The sequence below is a fragment of the Paenibacillus sp. Aloe-11 genome (assembly GCF_000245715.1).
In the GTDB taxonomy this organism is placed as follows: Bacteria; Bacillota; Bacilli; order Paenibacillales; family Paenibacillaceae; genus Paenibacillus; species Paenibacillus kribbensis.
The window spans coordinates 47,744-68,325 of record NZ_JH601073.1; the positions used below are offsets into that span (position 1 = coordinate 47,744).

Annotated in this window: 13 protein-coding genes and 1 pseudogene; 1 reads left to right on the plus strand and 13 read right to left on the minus strand. The window is 42.7% G+C overall.

The window, feature by feature from the left end:
• Positions 1 to 217 precede the first annotated feature (217 nt).
• Both WG8_RS22885 and WG8_RS22890 read right to left on the minus strand, forming a co-directional pair.
• Positions 218 to 445, minus strand: a complete 228-nt coding sequence (locus tag WG8_RS22885) for an aspartyl-phosphate phosphatase Spo0E family protein (protein ID WP_007432645.1) — start codon at positions 443 to 445, stop codon at positions 218 to 220.
• Positions 446 to 724: 279 nt separating this feature from the next.
• On the minus strand, positions 725 to 2,128 hold the full coding sequence (locus WG8_RS22890) for a hypothetical protein (protein ID WP_043891349.1): 1,404 nt from the start codon (positions 2,126 to 2,128) through the stop codon (positions 725 to 727).
• 255 nt (positions 2,129 to 2,383) lie between these two features.
• On the opposite strand from WG8_RS22890, the gene WG8_RS22895 reads away from it, so the two are divergent.
• Entirely contained in the window at positions 2,384 to 2,764 is a 381-nt protein-coding gene (locus tag WG8_RS22895) for a helix-turn-helix domain-containing protein (RefSeq protein ID WP_007432646.1), read from the plus strand.
• Positions 2,765 to 2,852: 88 nt separating this feature from the next.
• Here the strand turns inward: WG8_RS22895 and WG8_RS22900 are convergent, their stop codons facing one another.
• From WG8_RS22900 to WG8_RS22955, 11 genes and pseudogenes are all read right to left on the minus strand, one after another.
• Complete coding sequence (locus WG8_RS22900) at positions 2,853 to 4,244, minus strand: hypothetical protein (protein WP_007432647.1); 1,392 nt, start codon at positions 4,242 to 4,244, stop codon at positions 2,853 to 2,855.
• A 395-nt stretch (positions 4,245 to 4,639) separates the two neighbouring features.
• Positions 4,640 to 5,311: a hypothetical protein gene (locus WG8_RS22905; RefSeq protein ID WP_043891350.1), complete on the minus strand. Its 672-nt coding sequence runs from the start codon at positions 5,309 to 5,311 to the stop codon at positions 4,640 to 4,642.
• 2 nt (positions 5,312 to 5,313) lie between these two features.
• Positions 5,314 to 6,507, minus strand: coding sequence for a HEAT repeat domain-containing protein (locus WG8_RS22910; protein WP_043891351.1), 1,194 nt, complete (start codon positions 6,505 to 6,507; stop codon positions 5,314 to 5,316).
• 736 nt (positions 6,508 to 7,243) lie between these two features.
• Positions 7,244 to 8,537 (minus strand): annotated as a pseudogene (locus WG8_RS22920) (DNA-binding protein).
• Positions 8,538 to 8,950: 413 nt separating this feature from the next.
• The gene (gene sigI, locus WG8_RS22925; RefSeq protein ID WP_007432651.1) at positions 8,951 to 9,685 is read right to left on the minus strand and encodes an RNA polymerase sigma-I factor; all 735 of its coding nucleotides are present in this window, start codon (positions 9,683 to 9,685) and stop codon (positions 8,951 to 8,953) included.
• 165 nt (positions 9,686 to 9,850) lie between these two features.
• Entirely contained in the window at positions 9,851 to 13,924 is a 4,074-nt protein-coding gene (locus WG8_RS22930) for a glycosyl hydrolase (protein WP_007432652.1), read from the minus strand.
• A gap of 763 nt (positions 13,925 to 14,687) precedes the next feature.
• On the minus strand, positions 14,688 to 15,071 hold the full coding sequence (locus WG8_RS22935) for a hypothetical protein (protein ID WP_007432654.1): 384 nt from the start codon (positions 15,069 to 15,071) through the stop codon (positions 14,688 to 14,690).
• Between the two features lie 269 nt (positions 15,072 to 15,340).
• Positions 15,341 to 15,898, minus strand: a complete 558-nt coding sequence (locus WG8_RS22940) for a class I SAM-dependent methyltransferase (RefSeq protein WP_007432655.1) — start codon at positions 15,896 to 15,898, stop codon at positions 15,341 to 15,343.
• Between the two features lie 179 nt (positions 15,899 to 16,077).
• Entirely contained in the window at positions 16,078 to 17,397 is a 1,320-nt protein-coding gene (locus tag WG8_RS22945; RefSeq protein WP_043891353.1) for a PDZ domain-containing protein, read from the minus strand.
• Between the two features lie 166 nt (positions 17,398 to 17,563).
• Positions 17,564 to 19,030: a S41 family peptidase gene (locus WG8_RS22950; RefSeq protein WP_007432657.1), complete on the minus strand. Its 1,467-nt coding sequence runs from the start codon at positions 19,028 to 19,030 to the stop codon at positions 17,564 to 17,566.
• Positions 19,031 to 19,236: 206 nt separating this feature from the next.
• The gene (locus WG8_RS22955) at positions 19,237 to 20,517 is read right to left on the minus strand and encodes a murein hydrolase activator EnvC family protein (protein ID WP_007432658.1); all 1,281 of its coding nucleotides are present in this window, start codon (positions 20,515 to 20,517) and stop codon (positions 19,237 to 19,239) included.
• Positions 20,518 to 20,582: the final 65 nt, after the last annotated feature.

Consider the following 20,582-nt stretch of genomic DNA (forward strand, 5'->3'; position numbering starts at 1 on the left):
CGCAACAACGTGAATCGGGAGGTTTTTATTGGACACACACATCATCATGTTACATGGCTTCCGCTCTGATGTAGACGCAGAACAATAAACCGTACGAACAACGTGTAAAAGAGCGGCGTACAAGGTACAATAGAGATTATTTTTGTTTAGTCTATATCCCTACTATGTATTAGAAGCCAAGGTGAAGTTAGGTAAATCTTGTCATGCTGCTTGAAGATCAATAAGATAGAACAAGCTCATGTTGCTTATCTTCCATCTGTGAACTTTGGGGTATGCTCTGTTGTCTACGATAGCTATATTTCCAATCGCTGTACTTATTCAGGAGCCGATCCAACTCCATGGACTTGGTCAACACCCGCCGATCCTTCAATCCCACCTCATTCGCCAAAACATTTAATTCTTGCCGCTTTTCTTCGATGCAGTCCTCCAATTCTTGCAATTTCACATCAATAAACCTCCTGTTTGGTGTGGTATTTACATTTATTTTACAAGCTGATACCTTCCCCACAGGTTAAAAATATAATAAAACCCATTTCATCCCTTTAACGGAATGAATCAAAAAAACAGCCACACTAGGGCTGTTTTTTCACTAATTCCATTTAACAGGAAACTCACCTAGAAGCAAATATCACAATTGCGATTTCACCCACCTCTACCATGGCTAGAAACTGTAATATGGGAACTATCACTAATTATATTATCGAAAGAAGGCAGAATCCCGATATTACCGACTACTATTAGAGAAAGCAAAAGTGAAAGAAAAACCTTCTTCATCTTTGCACACCCCTTTAATAATAGATTTATAAATCTCAATTTGTCCTTCGTCACATAAAGCTCTATGATTTTCGAAGAAAACCATACTTTGGGCGAAACTCTCTACATTTTTAAGGAAGAATGATATCTGTATACATTGTAAAATAGCATTTATTGTATCCTTGTATTTCTTATTTCGGCTATAATAAATGGCTAATTGAAAATTAAAATTATAATAATCGTCCATAAATATTACATCTTGTGTATTTCTGAAAGTATCGATATATTTGATAAATCGATCCAAAATAATGTCAACTGAAAACAAATTCCTATTAGCCGATTCTAAAATATTCACAAGACCTGGTAATATCTCTTCATTATTGTTCTCTAATAAGTTCACATATTGAGGGAGAACAGATGTATCTCCTAGTAGTAAATCAAGTGTATAAGAGTTCCCCTGAGACCATAACTTAAACTTTTCCACTTCTCTTTTCCCAACGGTGTCTAAACCATCAAACCAACTTAAATCAGCATACTCAGCAACAATTTTTTTCGCATTATCATAGTCCCCAATTTTTTGTAAAGCATAAGCTTTCATAAGTAATCCTTGTCCATAATACACTACTAAATGTCGTTCGGTTTTTATTGGTACATAATTCCTGTTTTTGTGAGCTCTTCTTTTATTTTCTTCTTCATATATAATTTTAGATTGTTCCCAAAGCTCATCACTGTGTGTAATTGTTTCTTGCCATTTATGTAGTGAAGAATATATATTTGTTAGATGCAATAATCCGTCTAATTGATGACACTCTGGCAACCGAAAACGAAAAGGTTCAAATTGAATAGCTGCCTTTAGGTTTATTTCAGTATTCTCACCAATTTTTGCACGAAATAATTTATAGTGACTAATTGCCAATCTCTCCGAATGTTGATACTTCTCATTTTCAATAACACATTCATAGAAAGGAATTGCTTCTTGTAGCTTCCCACCTTCGTATAACTCCTCTGCCAAAGTAAAGATCGTTGGAATGTGGTTAAGATCTTCCATTAATCGAGATAGTACTTTCTCCACGCACCGCAGGTTTCCAACTTCAACACAACGAATCAGGAATGGCTTAACCCTTTTCCAATGTGGTCTTCCATCATAAAAACATTCATCAACGTATAGGTCATACAACCAGTCCTCTGGATAATTAAGCGCTTTGGTAATCAAGTCCATTTGTCTCACAGAGATTGGTTTAGGCGGATTTCCGTTAAGCATAGCACTAAATATGCCCCGATTAAGCCCTGTAACTTGTCCGAAACTATTAAAAGTATACCCTCCAAGTTTTAATTGTTTTTCAATTTCCGAACGAATCGTGGTTGCATTTTCCAATAAAGACACCTCCCGGCGTATTCAGATGATTTTAAAAATCACCCTCCTCAACAACCAATTACAATATACTAGAAATTATATGAATAAAATGGATGATGGTCAACCCCTTTTCCGCACTGTTTTAATATATTATCGAATTTAATATCCATTAAATAGTCTCTGTAAGGACTTAAAAATGAATTATTCAGGTAATTCAATTACCTCCACGCTTGATCTACCTTTGTCTAGACTCATAGTATAGGAGTGTGGATGTCGATGGAAACAACAAAACTCATAGGAGCAAAAATCCGCCAATTTCGAAAATTGCTTGGTATTACACAAGAACAACTTGCAGAAGCTTCCGATTCAACAGGTTCATATATCGGGAAGTTGGAGCGTGGCGAGGTCAATGTGCAGATCAAAACATTGGAGAAAATAGCCGAGGCACTGGACACAAACGTGTTTGCATTTTTTGACTTCGATTCATATGAAGAACTTAAAAGTCAACCCTGGATATGGGGATGTATTCATATCCTTTCCCAGCAGAGTGAAGCGGAGCAAAATAAAGCTTATCGCATTCTAAAGGAACTTTTCTCGTCGGAGAGTGAGCTTTCTGAAAATAACTCCGATGATTCCGATGTTAATGAAAAAAATTAGATTTCCCAGATAATCTTGCTCTTTAAATGTCAAAAAAGCTATGTTTCTCTACCTACACACTAGAAGAGACACATAGCCTTTTTGAGTTTTAGGGAGTCAATTGCTTAATGTTATATTCGACAGCTTTAAGTACTTTTTCATATTCTGCCCGTTGTTCATGTGTTGAATGGTCTTTATATTTCTCAAACAACAACATGATGGACTTGATATAGAAAGCCTTATCATTCAACTGTGAGGACGCTTTGAGACTGTTCAACATACTGTCGATCGCCTCAGAGTAGTTTCCCTTATTAAAATAATAGCGACTAAGCTCAAGAAAAAAACGAGAATAGGTCACTAGATTGTAATTCGTCTTATAATAAGAAATGTTTGTACGTAAGTCCCTAAATTCATTAATATTCTCATCAAAAAGGATCAGGATATCGTCTATTGTATAATTGTAAGTATTGGCCGATTCTAAAATGGTTAGTAGACCAAGTAATATTTCCTGAGGATTATCCCTAATAAGTTCAACATAGGCGGGTAAATTAGTTATATCTCCCATTAGAATTTCTAAATTCAAGTGGTTTGCTTTTGCCCACATTTCAAATTTGCGTACCTCCAGAATTCCCACTTCATCCAATCCTTCAAAAGCAGTCAAGTCTGCATAGTAAGGTATGAACTCCATTGCTTCTTCATATCGTCCTTGCTTCTCGAGGATATTCCCCTGCATTAAATAGGCTTGACCATAATATACGATTAGATGTCTTTCTGTATTTAGAGCCTTAACTTCACGTTTTTTTAATCTAGCCTGAATCTGCTGCTGGTAAATATTTGTGGCAATTACCTCAAGTTCTTTTGCATATTGTATAGTTGTCTCACAATCATCAACTTGGTAATACACATTTGCCAGCTTTAATAAAGCATCCAGTTGATGATTTTCAGGCAGATTTTTGCGATAAGGAGCAAATTTTATAGCTTGTTGGCGATTATTCTCCAGATCTTTGTTTAAAGAGTAAGAAAATAGCCTATACTGGCTGATTGCCAACCGCTCGGAATGGTAATACCTTTCGTTCTCTACCACACACTCGTAAAAAGGTATCGCTTCCTTGCCTCCTTTATGTAACTCTTCTGCAAGTTCAAATATCGTCAACACATAGGATAAGTCCTCTGTTAGTCTCGACAATACTTTCTGAATACAGTCTTTCCTCTCTAACTCCACACAACGCAATAAAAAAGGCTTGATCCGTTTCCAGTGACCTTTTCCTGCGTAAAAGCATTCATCTATGTACAACTCATACAACCAGCCCTCAGGATATCCCAATGCCTTGGTAATGAGGTCCATCTGCCGAACGGAGATCGGCTTGGGCGGGTTGCTGTTCAGCATGGTGCTGAATGTACCACGGTTAATACTGGAGATCTTACTAAAGCTGCTAAAGCTGTACCCCCTTTGCTTCAATTCTGTCTCTATCTTCGAGCGGATCGTAGGTGTATGTTCCATTTCAATCCCCCTCAATACGTTTTGGACATATCATAAGTGATACTTTTTATGTAAAATCCATACTACTGGAAATTTATGCAAATACAAAATCGCGTAAATAGTGAAATATATGGTCTATATAGCCATTTTAATTTATGATGCCTTAGACAGAAGTCTTTTTTTAACGAATTCGGTGATCATTGCACATCCCTTTTCCAACATTCAAACCCTTCATTTAATACAAAAAGGGCTCTCTCGGATTCATCCAAGAACGCCCTTCATTTTTCTGTTCAGCAAAATCTAGAGGTTACTGTACTACCAATGCTGTATTGGTAATCAAGCGCTATACTACCGTAGACATCGATATAGATTGTATCCACAGTTTAAGATTGATTAGTGTACTAGTTTATGTGATTTTACGAGGTTCTTGGGCGCAATTGAGTCCATCTAGTAGGGTTATCTACGGTTGCCGCTCCACGCTGTACTCTTGGACTAACTTCAATCCAAGGCTCATCGTATCCTAAATTTGCATGGTATTGTACATTTACTTTACTTGATATATCAAAATCTGTTGGATTCCCTGAGCTTGTTCTAGTACTAGATGGCCCCCAAACATAAACATCGTCAAATTCATAGGCATACTCAATAACTCCATCGCAACGTATATCTGTGATTTCATCAACATGGACGTATGATGACGAGCGATGATCGTCGTGCATAAGTTGCGCTTGAGCAGTATAAGAAATGTCTGGATCAGCGGTCATTGCAGCAACCGTGCTTACAATATAACCTCTTTTCGAATCTGTTATAGAAGGATTGGTATAAAATCCATAGAATGTTTTACCAGATTTAAAACTATCAAAATCACTCAATACAACTCCACTACCCCAATAACCTTTTATTTCATAAACAACACCACTATTTCCGCGTATGCCACCATGGTCACTTCCAAACGTAAGCCATCCCCCCTCTCTATATCCTGCATCACCTCTGTCTGCCGCATGAGTGTAACTAGCTCCTAGTAAAACTAATAGTGGAAATAGTATAGCTATCAGTAATTTTTTATTTAGAAGCGAGATATTATGCATAATTATCTTCCTTCCCATTTCTTAGTATTGAACTCATCAACAAGATTTTCCGGTATAATCGTCTCTAAAGCGTGTTCTGCTGCTTTGATAACCTCTGAGTTTTTAGAATTTTTACGAATTTCCTTTATGCCAGGGTATGCTTCTCCATAATTGATAATTTCTGATGCTTTCAAAGCTGTTATGATTTTATCATCAGATTGACTCTTCAACATAGATGAAATGGTATTCAAATTTCTTAATAAGGAGTATCTACCAATTTCTTCTGTATTGCCCTTAAACTTCCCTTGATGATGTACAACTAGATATACTGCTTCTTCACCACCAGAAATACCAAGCGCGTATATTGTACTTCCAAAAACTTGCTCATCCTTAGTTTCATTGAGAATTTTTTTCACTACTTCTATATAATCATCTAATTCTCCTACTTTTGCAGCGCTTGTAAACAAAGTACGAAGTAAGGGATCATTTGCGTTCTCACTTTTGCTTAAAGAAGATAAGACCACTTTAAAATTAGGATCGTTTAACCTCCGCATAGCTGTAATTGCGGCGGATCTTACTTGAACAGATTCATTAGAATCATCAAATATTGCTTTCAAATTAATTGACTTTTCTTCAGTACTTAATACAGGGTCTTTTTGTGGCTCCAATTGCAATAAAGCATATCTCCGAAGATTCCCATCTTCATCTTTATTTTCTATGACGGTTTTCATTTTTTCGAGACTATTTCTATCCAATTTATTACCATTAGCCAATATATCTATAATAAATGCTCTTAATTTTGAATTATATTCTTGATCAGCTAGAATATCCGAGACTCCAGTAGGTACTTTTCCCTGCCATTGTTTATTTAAATATGGTAAAATGGCTTCTGCATATCTTTCAAAATTTGGTTCGTCGTAAATGGAAAGTTCACCAAGTGTTTCAAATAGCTCATTCCCATTTAATGTTTTCAAATATTCGGTTTGTTTATCTAGCTGGCTATCTGAAACACCATACACTGATAAGTTAACTGTTTGAGCATTATTCAGTGATTTCAATACTTCGACATGATCTAAATCTTTAAGCGACGAAATAGTTGGTTTAACAAAGCCTGTTGATTCTTTTGAGGCAGCATTTAAAGCTAGAGCAGCAGGAACGACAGAGGAAATTAAGAGAATGGTAGTCCCGATTGTTACAATAGTCTTATTTATTTTCATCACTTGACCTTCTTTCATGTTTAATGAAAATTAACTCATACTATCCAAGAAGTAAGTATATATTTAGTTGTATTATTTTTTGCAACTACGACGACTATATGTTATGTTAACTGTAAATATTTGTTTGGAGGTATGGTCAATGAAATCATTTCGCTTTTGGTTGGTTCTAATCTCAATTTTAGTAATTATTGTAAACATTTCAGGATACGACGACTACAATATACTATTGGCTATTATTAGTCCGTTGGTTTGGATTTACGAATCATTTCGATTTGTACGAGAAGTAGATATTTCAATAGTAGTTGTATACTTGACTACACTAGGTTTCTGGTATCTTGTTGGTTTGGTTTTGGATCGTCTAATAAAAAGAACAAGATAAATGTTTTATACCAAGAAGTGATATTCCCTTATGACCTTTCAACATGAGGTACACAACAAGTCAGACTCTCTTTAAAACTATTTTAATACCTATGAACTCCTTTCAAACAAGTAGTTTTTAGCTCTTTTGATAGAATACAAGTCGCTTTTAGCAAATTCCTTCTGAAAACGCCCCTTCATCCACTGAGCCAATTGATTTACATCATACACGGTTGTTTATCTTCTCTATCCTCCTTCCCACTGGCTCTAAAGAAATTGTAATCCTTGATGTGTTACAAAAAAGATCAAAATAAACATATCATTTCATTTTTTACAAAATAATCAACAAAAAGACCAATCCCGTAAGATTGGCCTAGTCTTATTGCATATGATCTTGAAGAGTCTTAATAGCTACTGGCGGCTTAAACCAATTTCTTTGCTCAGATAATGACAAATAATTAAGGGTATCCTTTTGCCCTTCTATTATTCTCCCACGTCTGTAATGGTAAATAGCAAGCTGATACATGTAAGAATAATAATAGGTCAATTGTTTAACATCATCTGATTCCTGTAATCTCTTTATTTGCTCAGAATATTTATCAATAATAGAATCTACATCAAAATCATATCTATTAGCAGTTTCAAGTATAGTTACAAGTCCGGAACTTATTTCTTCAGGGTGATTTTCAAGGAAAGTTATATACGCCGGAAGGATATCTCTCTTGCCTAAGAGTAAATCTAAAGTATAAGAGTTGGCTTTAGCCCACACACGGAATTGCTCCACATCTGCTTCACCTTCTGAGTCAAGCCCTTTAAACCAGCTTAAATCTGCATAGCCCTCAAGCTCTGCCCTTGCCTCTTTAATGTAGCCTTTCTTTTGTAATGCTGTAGAGACAGAAAGAAATCCGTAGCCATAGTAAAATACCAAGTTTCGCTCTGCATGTAACCATGTAGTTGCTTTTCTTTTTTCTTTCCTTATTTGCTGGTTCGTATAAATTACATACGCCAGTTCCTTTAATTCGTGGCCGTACTTTTCCACCTCATCCCATTTGTGTAAGTAAAAATATATATTTGTGATCTTATGAATCGCCTCCAACTGATAATGCTCAGGAAGCAAATTACGATAAGGTATAAATTCCAATACTAACTCAAGGCTCTTTTCCAAGTCAGACATTGTAAATGCTTTAAACCTTTTGTATTGGCTTATAGCCAACCGCTCTGAATGACGATATTTTTCATTTTCGATTACACACTCATAAAAGGGGACAGATTCCTTTTCCTTGCCTCCTTTAAATAGCTCTTCTGCAAGTTCAAATATCGTCGACACATAGGACAAGTCCTCGGTTAGTCTCAACAATACTTTCTGAATACAGTCCTTCCTCTCTAACTCCACACAGCGTAATAAAAAAGGCTTGATCCGTTTCCAGTGCCCTTTTCCCTCGTAAAAACATTCGTCTATGTACGACTCATACAGCCAGTCTTCAGGATATCCCAATGCCTTGGTAATCAGGTCCATCTGACCGAACAGAGATCGGCTTGGGCGGGTTGCTGTTCAGCATAGCACTGAATGTACCTCGGTTAATACCAGAAATTTTGCTAAAACTGCTAAAGGTATAACCCCTGTGCTTTAGTTCAGTCTCTATCTTCGAGCGGATCGTAGGTGTGTGCTCCATGCCAATCCTCCTCTTTAACTCGAAAAAATTATATTTTTCGTCTTTTATAACATTATGAGGTAATTTTAGCTCCTGATTTCTTAAACCTGAATATAGTAATCAAACATATCTCTACCTTCAAATCTCCCTGCTAAAGTCACAACCACCGGCTTAGCCGATGGCTTCCATCAGCCCTATAAGGGTATGGTACAAGCAAGCGCCTCAGAAGGCGCATTGAAAGTCCGCCAACCGCGTGGGTTTTCGGTTTACCGACTCTCTCGTAAACGGGTCTGGCAGTTCTTTCATGGTCAGTTATTCGTATATATGTGATCCGCGGGGGTTTACTTGTACAAAAAAATGAGCAGGCGGGATACTAAATCCCCCTGCTCATTTCAGAGATGGTATTTATATCATTTTAAAATGGCGGAAACTCGCTATAACTGCTCTACGCACCGCGTTTCCTCCCCCACACTTGTAAAAGAGATGCTCTCGCGGATTCCCGTAAAATCCTCGCAGCCGAAAATCAGAATCAGCGATATCAGATACTTTCGATTGCGTTCCAGTGTCTTTTTACTGACGTTGATCTCTTTGGTCATTGCCTTCAAGGGAAGCTTCTTTTTTTGAAAAAGATCGTTTAGCCACTCCCGGTTGTTGCAGAAATTGCGGGCAATCCGCACCAGCATTTGCCGGGTATCCCGATGGCTTGGCATGATATCTTCCAGTTCCCGAAGACAAACACCGAATTCCTGGAGTCTTTCATTGTAGCTGACCAAATCCTCCGACAGCGCCGCAGCTCGTTCCTGCCTCTCAAAAGCATCCAGCGAGCTTACCTTATCTGCAATGTACAGCATTTCCTCTTCGTCTTTCCAGTCAGCTTCGTTTTGGGAAATTTTTATTTTTTTCCGAAAATCATCAATCAATCGTCTGCGGATCATAAGGAAAGCGAAATTATTAAATGTTTTTCCATACTCCGTACGGTATCGATCGACAGCTTCATTGAAAGCGATCAAACCTATGCTTGCTTCATCATCACTCCATCCAATTCGGCGCTTGCAGACGTGTTTGACAACCTTCAATATAAAGGGACGGTATTGAACAATCAGAGCCGACCGTGCCTGCTCATCGCCGTTGCGAATTTGCGGCAAGTATTCTTCAGATAAGTTGTTCATCTGGCAACCACTTTCCAATTTGTAATCACTTCATTTTTTGTATTGTGGTGATTTACGGCCATCATAATGATGGTATGAAGCTTCGGGTTGAGAAGAACGTAATGTCCCCCCTCTCTTGGCGAATAATCGGTTAATTCACATGTTGCCGTATATCAGACGTTTGCCTTAATTCGCTGTCGGTTCGGTTCCCCAAACAAGTTCGCCATTTTGATACAGCGTAACTTTCGTATGATCGGCAAATGAAGTTTGCGTGCCTTTATACGAGTAATCGTCACTTTCGTTATAGTTCGACCAGTCTGTTTTATTAATACGGGTTTGAATTTCGCCCGTGCTTCCTCCAGGTGCTAACACGCCTGCATCCGGGTAGAAGCTGACTTCCAAATAATAATCAGCACCGGTTGCAGCTTTATCCATTTTAACCAGCTTGCCGTTCAGCTTCGAGCAGCCCAGCGTCGCATAGTCGCAGTTGAATGTCTGGGCGCGGTCGCCGTCGATCGTGTAGTAGTAGCGAATTTTCAACTCGTTGATCGGTACGGAAGTTGTGCCTTTGTTTAAAATTTGGAAATGCGGCTTAAAGTGATTGTCGTTCACATTTGTATCCGCTGCGCGATACTGGAGCACCAGCCCTGTTGTCGGCTGCTGAACATCCGCTTTCGGCGTTGCACTAGCCGTGTTCGAAACCGTTTGGCCTGCATCGTTCTTCGCTACGACTTGGTAGTAGTACGTCGTGTCTGCCGTTACGTCTGTGTCGGTGTAGCTGCTTCCGTATACATCGCTCTCTACTGTGGCGAACACGCCGTTTTCAGCCGTCGAACGCTTCACTTCATAGCTTGCCGCCTTCGCCGATGCTGTCCAGTTCAGCGATACTTTCGCCTTTTCGCCCGCTGCGCTCAGCGTGAAGCTGCCCGGTACTGACGGCTGCTCGGTAATGCCATACGTTTTTAAGTTGGTTGGGAGCTTGTCAAGCGTAATGACGTTCGGATGATTATACACTTTTTTCAGATGCTCAAGACTGTTTTGTTTGCCGTCTCTCAGGAAATCCCCATACCATGTAGCGAACCAGCTCCAATGGGCTTGATATGCCTTCATCAGATCAGGGTCCGGGATAGGTCCGTTTTCGCTCATGGCAACTAACTTTTTGTCCTTGCCCAATGTAACAAGGTCTTCGTATTTTGCAATTTGCGGGCTATAGTCGCCTGCTTGCGGATAAGAGTCAAAGCTCAAAATATCCACATACTCGTCTCCCGGATACCAATCCGGAGCAACGGAATTCCATACCCAAATCAGATTGTTCAATTTGTGCACATTAGTCAAACGGTCGTGCATCAAAATATACAATTTTTTAACAGGCTCAGGACCTTTGGCGCCCCACCAGAACCATTTGCCTTCCGCTTCGTGCAAAGGACGGAACAGGACAGGAACTTTCGCATCCTGCAACTTCTTCAATTGACCTGCAATCACATCGATGTCGCGAATAAGCAATTTATAATCTTCGGACTCTGGATTATTCATCGCATATTCTACATCGAATGTAGTCGAATCGGCATAGAAGCCTCTCCACCATTCTTTACCTTGTGTATCAATAAGATCTTTCGGCGCGTTCCAGTGCCATGCAAAGGAAACAATGCCCCCTTGCTTATCCCACTCAATCGCCTTTTCCGTCTCTGTGGAACTAAGACCGTGTTCCGCTCTGCTTGGCGAATAGTCGATCAGGTCAAGCGTCGCAATAGCTGGCTTTTTACCTACATTTGCTTGAAGCCAATCAATTTCGTCTATATTCTCCTGACCGGAGAGCATATTCTTGCCGTATTGATCAACCAGGTAGTTCATCAATGCTTTTGCTTCTACCGTCGCATTCGGATTGGTGAGCGTTTTGGTTACCGCATGCGGTGGACGATCAGCAGCAGGCTCCAGCTTGACGTAGTCGATATCGTACCAGCCCCAGCCTGTTTCAAAACCGATCGTATTCGCCCCTGCATTCAACAGAAGCTTACCTCCGGATGTTTCTTTAAAATCAGCTGATTTCCAAAGCACCAGTTCGCCAGACGATTTGCCGTTTAAAGAGAAATTCGTGCGTTTGTCGTCATATGGAGAACGGTAGCCGATTGTAAGATTGTACAAACCTGCCGTCTCTGCCTGAATCGTCATCGTCAGGGAATCCCCTGCATTGTGGAAATTAGTTACGTAACCGGTACCGGAGAAGCCGGCCCCACTGGATTCCACAGTTGTTCCCTTCAGTATGCCGTCTTCGGCTTCAAAGCGAACAGGGCCGTCTTTCGGTACCTGTGGAACTGCATTCACGACATTGGAATCGCTCGTTCCCGCATTTGATCTTGCAGTTACTTTATAATAGTAAGAAGAGCCGTTCTTTACGTTGGTATCTGTATAAGACGTTTCGATCAAGTTGGATGCTATAGCAGTAAAAGGACCGTTGGCATCCGTTGCCCGCTGTACACTGTAACCCACAGCTGCGCTGGAAGCGTTCCAGGACAAATCGACTTTCCCGTCGCCAGCCTCAGCTTTCAGCGTAAAGCTTTCAGGATCATCTACAGGAGGTACAGGCGGCTCAGGTGTACCATTACCGGCAGTCAACACGATATGATAAGCCGTCAAAGGCGGTACTGTATAGGTAAAGCGGTTGCCGGAAATTTGCGTGATTGGCGCTGCTTGCTTAATTTGCGAGCTATTTTTGTCGAAGCCCCATACTTTACCGGAACCGTAAGTCGTATCGCCGGAAAGATCGAATTGGGCGTCGAATGCGCTGTCCATGCTTTTATTCATGACAACGAGGTGCAGTTCTTTGTAGGATGCATCCGTAACGGAAGCATGCACCGAGCTATTGACAATATCCGACGTTTGCGCATTAACGCTAGTATCGCCGAAAGTAGAATTTTTTCCGTCATAATTGCGGTAAAGCTTGTAAGCGGCGCTAACGTAGTTGTTGGCACCATCCTTTAACTTCCAGTAGTCTGCCATATAAACATCGTTTTTGCCAAATATGCCTAGCACATCGGCCATAGCGATACCGCCGGAAATATCATTTTCACCACCGTAGCTATACTCGGTCAGAGCCAGCTTGGTTCCCGGATAATACTTGTCTATCGACTGCTTCAATCGAGGCAGTAAAGGCAAGAATGCGCTGTTCCATTGAGCGATCCAGCTATCTTCCTTGTAGGTCGGGTCCCACAAAGTACGAGGCGCCTGCATTCTGGCTTTCTTCGTTTCGTCGTTGCCTACCTCATTCGTAATTCGTATGCCCCCGCCCATCGCTTCGGGATACCAGTGCACATCGAATACATCCAGCAATCTCTTGCCTTCAGCTTGCGAGCTGAGGCGCATTTGATCCAGGTAATAGTCCACGAACCAACTGTAGTTGCCTTTTACAGAGTTCCAATCAGGTGCGGATTGAAGATCTGTATAGGCGCCAAAACCGTAAAGAACCGGGCCAAAAATTTCCGCACCTGCGTCAACTGCTTTGACAGCTTTGGATAAACTTACCGACCGGTCTACCAGCTCTTTCGCTCCGACCTTTTCACCATGAATGCGCGGATGCGTATGCGACCAGAGAGCTGGTTCATTGTCGAGCGAGTATCCTTTCACACCCGTCTTTGTTGAAGCAACGCCGTACTTGTTCACCAAAAAGTTGACGAATTCGTCCGCATAAACCTTATTGTCATTAAGATCAGGCTGCAGCCCAAACGGCGCATTTTTGGCGTTTACGACCTGATTCCAACGAGCGGAAGGGGCTTTTTCGCTTTCCTGCACACTTCCGTTTCCATCCTTGGCCACATAACCGGCCATCGGCAGCGTGACTAAAGAATAAGCGCCAAGCTTCTGCGATTGATCATGAAACGAAGTCGTCACCGCTCCCGGCTTTTCGCATTCGGCTTTTGTCAGTCCACCATTAGTGCATAAATAGTTATCGCTGGATTGCTGCCAATCGCTTCCTGCATTGGACATATTGTTTTCCCAGTTGTAGCCGGTCATTCGATTGCCACCAAGTCGTCTGGCAGCCAAATTTTCATCGCCTGCCAAGTCCTGATTCGAACCGTATATATAAGGACTAATAGGCTTACGATCCTTGGATGTATCGACTTTAATGGTAACAGTCTTTGCTGTTTGACCATGAACTACAGCTGGAGCCGGCAGTGCCCCCCCTGCTATAATCGTGCATGCCATGAAGATAGGCAGCCATTTGGAACGTTTGAACAAAATACCACTACTATTTCTTGCCTTCATGCCGCTTTCCTCCTTTAAATTTGAAAAGAGCGGCACCCATACGGGTGCCGCTCCGTCAGGCTTTAAGGCCCCTGACCCCAAACGAGCTTATCGTTCTGGTACAGCGTCACCTTACTCCAATCCGCAAATTCATTTTTTGTAGGATCGTAGGAGTAGTCATCTGCCATATTGTAGTTCGTCCATTCGTTTTTGTTGATACGCGCTTGAATTGCGCCAAAATATGGCAGGTATAACAGTTTGCCTGCATAGCTTTCTGCAAATTTATTCTAGCTATGTCACCGCCTTTCTTTATGAAACTGGACAAACTTCGACAGGTTATCTATTTATACGCAGGAAGATATTGTTTTCTGTCCGTCCAACTTCATATTTTTACATTTTATTACTTTCCACCTCCCTAGATATAGAGATTAAGAACGATATATGTCGAATTGTGAGGTTATGATATAACCTTAACACAAAGGTGTATTGAAATTTTTAATTCTAGTTTTAATTAAATGGGATTAATTCCCTAAATAACCATAAAGTTTGGGTGTTCATCCATGAATTGCGATATGGGTATAAAAGAATGTTAAAGTCAAATTGCTTTTTGTAGCTTTGATCATCTGAAAATAAAAAAGAATGGTTGAGCAAACACGGAGCCTGCTAAACCATTCCTCATGGAAAATGAATACGCCGTCCAGTCGCCACCGGCGGCGATCACGACCCCGTTTAGGGAACGGGAATCTTAATCTATTAAGTAGCCCTTGTTGATTCACTCCAATCCCTATCGCACCTTGTCCTTTTGAATAAGCTCGTAATAGATGCGTGAAGGCTCTGATTCTCCAGTGGATAAAATGTATTCTGCCAACGGGGCACACAGCTTTTGGAGGTAAAAGGAATATAGCAGCTCGGCCGTGTCAAAATGAATTTTCAACACCTGCTTCATCAGTCCTTCAAATTTGGAGTAATCCAATTCCTCCGGGGTAATGTCGAACGGGTACTCAGGAAAGGTTTTTCTCTGAATCTCAACAAATTGTTCTCTAAGTTTCGGATGATTGCCTGATCGGGCAGCCGAGAAATTCATCATAAAAAAAGATATAAAATCTGTCTCACGGTCACTTAACCCGTAATACTCACACCAACGCATGAACATCATCGGTTTTACCATACATAAATCCCCTTTAACAAAAGCTCAGAATTATTATGAATTACACAAAATCTAACAGGTTCCAGCATATGTAATATATAGGTTAAGTCCCATTTTAAAATATGATTCCTTAAACGAACTTTGCTTTTAAACATATCCCCTTATTTCACCTCTCTCCCCCTTGGGCATGCAAAACAAAAAAGACCTGTTCAACATCTTAATGACGCTAACCGGGTCTTCCCAAAAAATCTCTATTCGTATTTATTCTTATCCTCTACATAGGTGATAGATTACAGGCTGCAAGTGAATACATAGGCAGGCGGGACGTTGTAGTGTACTTTTTTAATTTGAATGTCCGCAAAAAAGGTGCGAAAGAAATTGTGTTTGACCTTGCTATACTGGAACGTAATAAATTTGCCCTCTTGACCCAAAACCTCTGCTGTTTGTCCCAAAATAAGGCTGGATAACGCGGCTGGCAGGCTGGTAAAAGGAAGCCCTGACACAATATAGTCCACCTTGGAGACCTCATACTGGTGCATATACTGTGCTACATGCTCAGCCGATCCGTGAATAATGTGTACCCGTTCCAAGTGTCCGTACTTGCTTTGTAGTGTTTTGTAAAACGATTCATTGGCTTCGATCACCAGAAGTAGCGTTTCTGGACGCTTGTTGGAAATCAACTCCTGCGTAAACACACCGGTACCCGCGCCGTATTCAATAATACACGATGCTTCGTCAAAGGAAATCGGTGTGGTGATTTGCTTGGCCAGCTGTCTTGAACTTGGGATGACAGCGCCTACGCTGCGTGGATGCCTAATATACTCTCGAATAAAGTGAATTGCATTCATCTTTTCCTCTCCCTGCTTCACACACTTGATAGGCATACGGTTCATCAACGTATCATATTCCATATCCATTGTATATTGATCAGAATAGTGATTTCAAGCAGGCCACTACCTGAATATAAAAAAGAGTGCAAATCCTTATTCGACTCTAATCAAATAAAGACTGCCCTCTTATGGTACATCTATTTTTCCATGGTGTCCAAGCTTACACCCTCTGCCTTCGATGCCTGTCCAGCTTTACGTCGCCGTGCACCTATATGCATGGCAAGAATCCGGTAGATGGAGGCCGGCTGTATGGACACGGCCCAGCTCGCGTCCTCATCCGGTGCAAGCACGACCCCTAGCTGGTGATGATCGCCATCGTACATGCCGCGCTGTACAAACTTGATCTCACCTTGAAGGTTGCGCACCTCCAGTTTGCAAAAAGCAGAATTGATTCGCAAGGCCTGGTGCAGCTCGGCACGGCTATTTACAACGACACCATTCACACGGTAAATGGCCTCCCCTGGCAGAATGCCCATGGCCGTCGCCGGACTGTCCGGCAGCACAGCAAGAACGCGCATTCCTTGCTCCGGATGAACAAACATCGGACTGAGACGGCCTTCCTCCAGGTTGCCATACCAGATTAGCGCTTCATGGGCGAGGAAGGAGAATAACGCTGCCAGCAGCATCAGCGGGCTCCACCATGCCGCCAGCAGGCTTAGCAGAAGCAAAACCACGCTGTACAGGAGCAGGCGGTTCGACGTGAGCAACGCCTTTTGACGTGGCAGGTAGCCCAGCGTCACGCTGCTGAAGCCCATCAGGACTGGCAAGGCAGCCAGCATATATCCGGCTCCGGCGTCGCTGCTGCCGAATAAAGGTGTCCATGGAAGCGTTAAGCCTCCCTGAACGGGAACCAACAGCAGCAGCGGAATCGGCCAGAGATCTTCCATACGATAGCCTCCAACCAGTCTTCCCCGTTTGCCCTCCACAAATAGTGGAGTGGCCGCCTTTCCTCCTTGCCAGCGAACCAGCAGCGCCTCAGCCACATGCAGCGCGGCGACCAGCACCAGCAATGCAGGTATATCCAATCCGCGGATAGCTGCTAACGATGCTCCGAGCGCCCCCTCAGGCTGCCAGCCATCTGCGACGTTCAATACAAATTGAGCCACACCCAGCAGACCTACCGAATAGGCCAGGCACAGGTAACGGACACGCACCAGCATGAGCAGCAATGTGGTCACCCACAGACACACGATGGAAGCTGTGTTCAGATGTACGCTGATGAACATTCCCAGAGCGGATAGCACCATTCCAGCGATCAAGCCACTCCATACGACGCGCCAGGCTTGTCCTGCCCAGCTGTGCACTCTGGTATGAAAGAGCTTGCGCTCCAGCAGCATTTGTCGACGATAGCCAAGCGCGACAATGAGTATTGAGATATAGTAAAACGGCTGCAAAAGCAGGTACAAGCAAGCATTCAGAACGCTCCATCCCCATTGTAATGCCCATTCCAAGTTCATTCACACTCCTTATGCCCCTGGCCCGCTGGTATAGCGGATCACGTACGTTTCATATCCATTTATTCTATATGAAATTGCCAACGTAGGGAAGACAAACCGACAGACTACAAATAAATCCCAATAACAAAGGAGGCTGTTTCCAGCCCCCTTGTTGTAGCCTTCCTAATTATTTCGCTGCGCCAGCCTTCATTTCCTTCCGAATCTCTTCAATCCCCTGCTTGAGTTGATTGTCGTTTTTCGGATCACGAATCTTTTGAATCAGCTTGGCTTCCATCGCCGCTGCTGTCTTCGCATCAATGATACCGCTAGCTGTCAGCTTCGCCTGCTTTTGAAAAGCAATCACAGAGCTTTCGGTCGCTTTATCAAAATAGCCGTCTTCACGCCCCGGTTTGTAACCCAGGCCTTGCAGAATGATTTGCGCATTTTTTACATCGCTGTTATTCATATTGTATTTCAAGGGCTTTTCTTTGTTCAATGGTGCCGCTGTGAAGTATTCAGGCTGCTCCACTGCGATATCCGGCTTAATCCCTTTTTTATGAATCCACGTGCCATTTGGCGTCAGCCATTTGGCAATCGTGATTTTGAGCAGGCTGCCGTCGCCCATTTGCTTGTCATAGCTGGTTTGTACCGTTCCTTTACCAAAGGAGTTTTCCCCGATCAACACTGCACCAGCCGATTGCTGGAGAGCACCTGCCAGAATTTCGGACGCGCTGGCGCTGCCTTTATTCATCAGCAACGTCACCGGATAGTTTTTGCTTGAACCTTTGGATTTCTCTTCTTCACGCTTCTGGTTCTTGTCTTCCACCTGTACAATCGTTTTGCCCGAAGGAACAAATTGCTGGGCAATATCAATGACGACCGAAAGCACACCGCCAGGGTTATTACGCACGTCGATGACGAGTCCTTTAAGCCCTTTTTTCTCCAGCTTCGCCAGCTCCTCTTTGAAACGTTCTGCTGTATTCAACGAGAACTGGGTGATGGTAATAACACCTACACCGCCGCTTTCCATATGAGCTGTGACGGTTTCCATATCAATGTTGTCACGGGTAATCGTGTATTCGAGCGGATCAGGAGAGCCATTGCGCTGAATTTTGATCTTGGCCTGACTGCCCTTGGGTCCCCGAATTTTGGAAACGGCCTTATTGAGATCCAATCCATCCAGTGTTTCACCGTTAACAGACAAAATAATATCTTTAGAGCGAAGCCCCGCCTTTTCCGCCGGAGAACCTTTAATTGGTGTTACTACGACTACCTTTCCGTTTTCCGCCGCTACCTCGGCTCCGATCCCGGTAAAAGAGCCTTCAATAGACTGCTCAAACTGTTGTGCAGTTTCTTTGCCCATATAAGAGGAATACGGGTCGCCTAGCGACTCCATCATACCATTGATAGCGCCATCCACCAGCTTGGTACGATCCACATCCTGATAATATTGTCCCTGAATCAGGTCCATCGCTGTCTCAATTTTGCGGATATCGCTTCTGGAGGCGGAACTGCTCCCTGTCACACTTGCCAGCAGTCCCTCGCCCAGAGCGCTATTCCCCACTGTGGCCGTTCCAGTATAAGCAAAAGTGAGCAGACTGCCGCCAAGCAGGCCAATCACCATCAAGAGTACTGCTGTACTTTTTTTCAACATCTAATCGTCCACCGCCTTCTCTTTATCTTGTAGCCTATTCCTCAAACGCATATCCATTCACGCAGTATACGTCTAGCTTGTACGGAATATGATAATTGTATCCTACTCTGTGTCTCAATGCACATGTTCTTCATCGGGTATCAAGCTATGAAAGCAAAGCCCTATCTACAACCGTATTGGCTACAAATAGGGCTTGCCTTTTTCAGCTATAAATAGTTCATCGGATTTACAGGTTTGTTATTCTCGCGCACCTCAAAATGACAGTGAGGTCCTGTAGAATTCCCCGTCGAACCAACTTCCGCAATTTTTTGACCGCGTTTCACTGTCTGTCCCGTATGAACCACCGTACCGCCATTGCGAATATGTCCGTATAGGGTCCATAGCCCGTCTCCATGGTCAATCACAACCGTGTTTCCATAACCGCTCCACCATTCGGCTACAATGACAACACCGTCTTCTGCTGCATGAATATCGGTTCCCTGCGGGGCCGCCATATCAATACCTGTGTGGCCTTTCAGCTTGCCGGTTATCGGATGTACCCGCATGCCAAAAGTAGATGAGAGTCGGTAATGGGATACAGGCAAAGCCAACGTGCCCGATCCGCCTGTATACGTACTTGCTGCCGCATGGCTGGAATTCGAGCCGGCACCTGAGGATGAAGCATATCGCTTGGCTTCAGCAGCACGTGCAGCCGCTCTGGCGCGTGCTGCTTTAGCAGCCTGCTCCGCTCTGAGCTTGTTTTTCTCCTGCAACAGACCCACACGTTTGTTAGCGAGGGCTACCAGCATATCATTTTGCTCTTCACTGATTTCATCTGACTCAGCAATATCATGATCATAGCCGGCGATCAATCTTTGCTTTTCCTGCTCCTTGGAATTCAGCTCTGCTTTGGCGTCCTGCTTGATCGCATACAGCTTCTTGGCATTTTTATATTCCGTGTCGAGCTGCTTCTTCTTGCTTACGACCAGGGCCTTGTCCTTTTTATGCTCGTCCAACAGGATTTGATCCTGCTCCACGATCGTTTTCAAGGAATCTACCCGGCTGAGAAAGTCGCTAAAGCTGGTCGAAGACATAAGCACGTCCATATACGAGACGGTTCCATCCGTATACATCAGACGCACGCGAGTTTCCAGCATTTTTTCCCGTGACTGGATACGATCAATCGCTTCGGCTAAATCTTTTTTAGTCGCACGCAGATTATCTTCCGTTTGATCAATCTGAACCGCTACACGAGTCAACTGGTCGCTGACACTATTAATCTGATCAAGTACAACTTTCAGGTTTTGCACGGTTTTATTTTTATAATGCTGGGCATACTGTTTATCTTGAGCAGCCTTTTCCTGCTGTTGCTTGGCAGACTTGGCCTGCTTTTCCAATTGGTTCAGCTGCGAATTGATTTCACTCATGCTTTTGGCATATCCGTCAGAAGGCTGAATCAGCAATGCGGCTACCAGGGTAGCGGCCAACACAGATCCTGTTTTCTTCAACTTGCAATCCCCATCCTTTATCGCAAAATCTTTAGCGCAACATAACAGCGGGCTTCCCCGTTCTA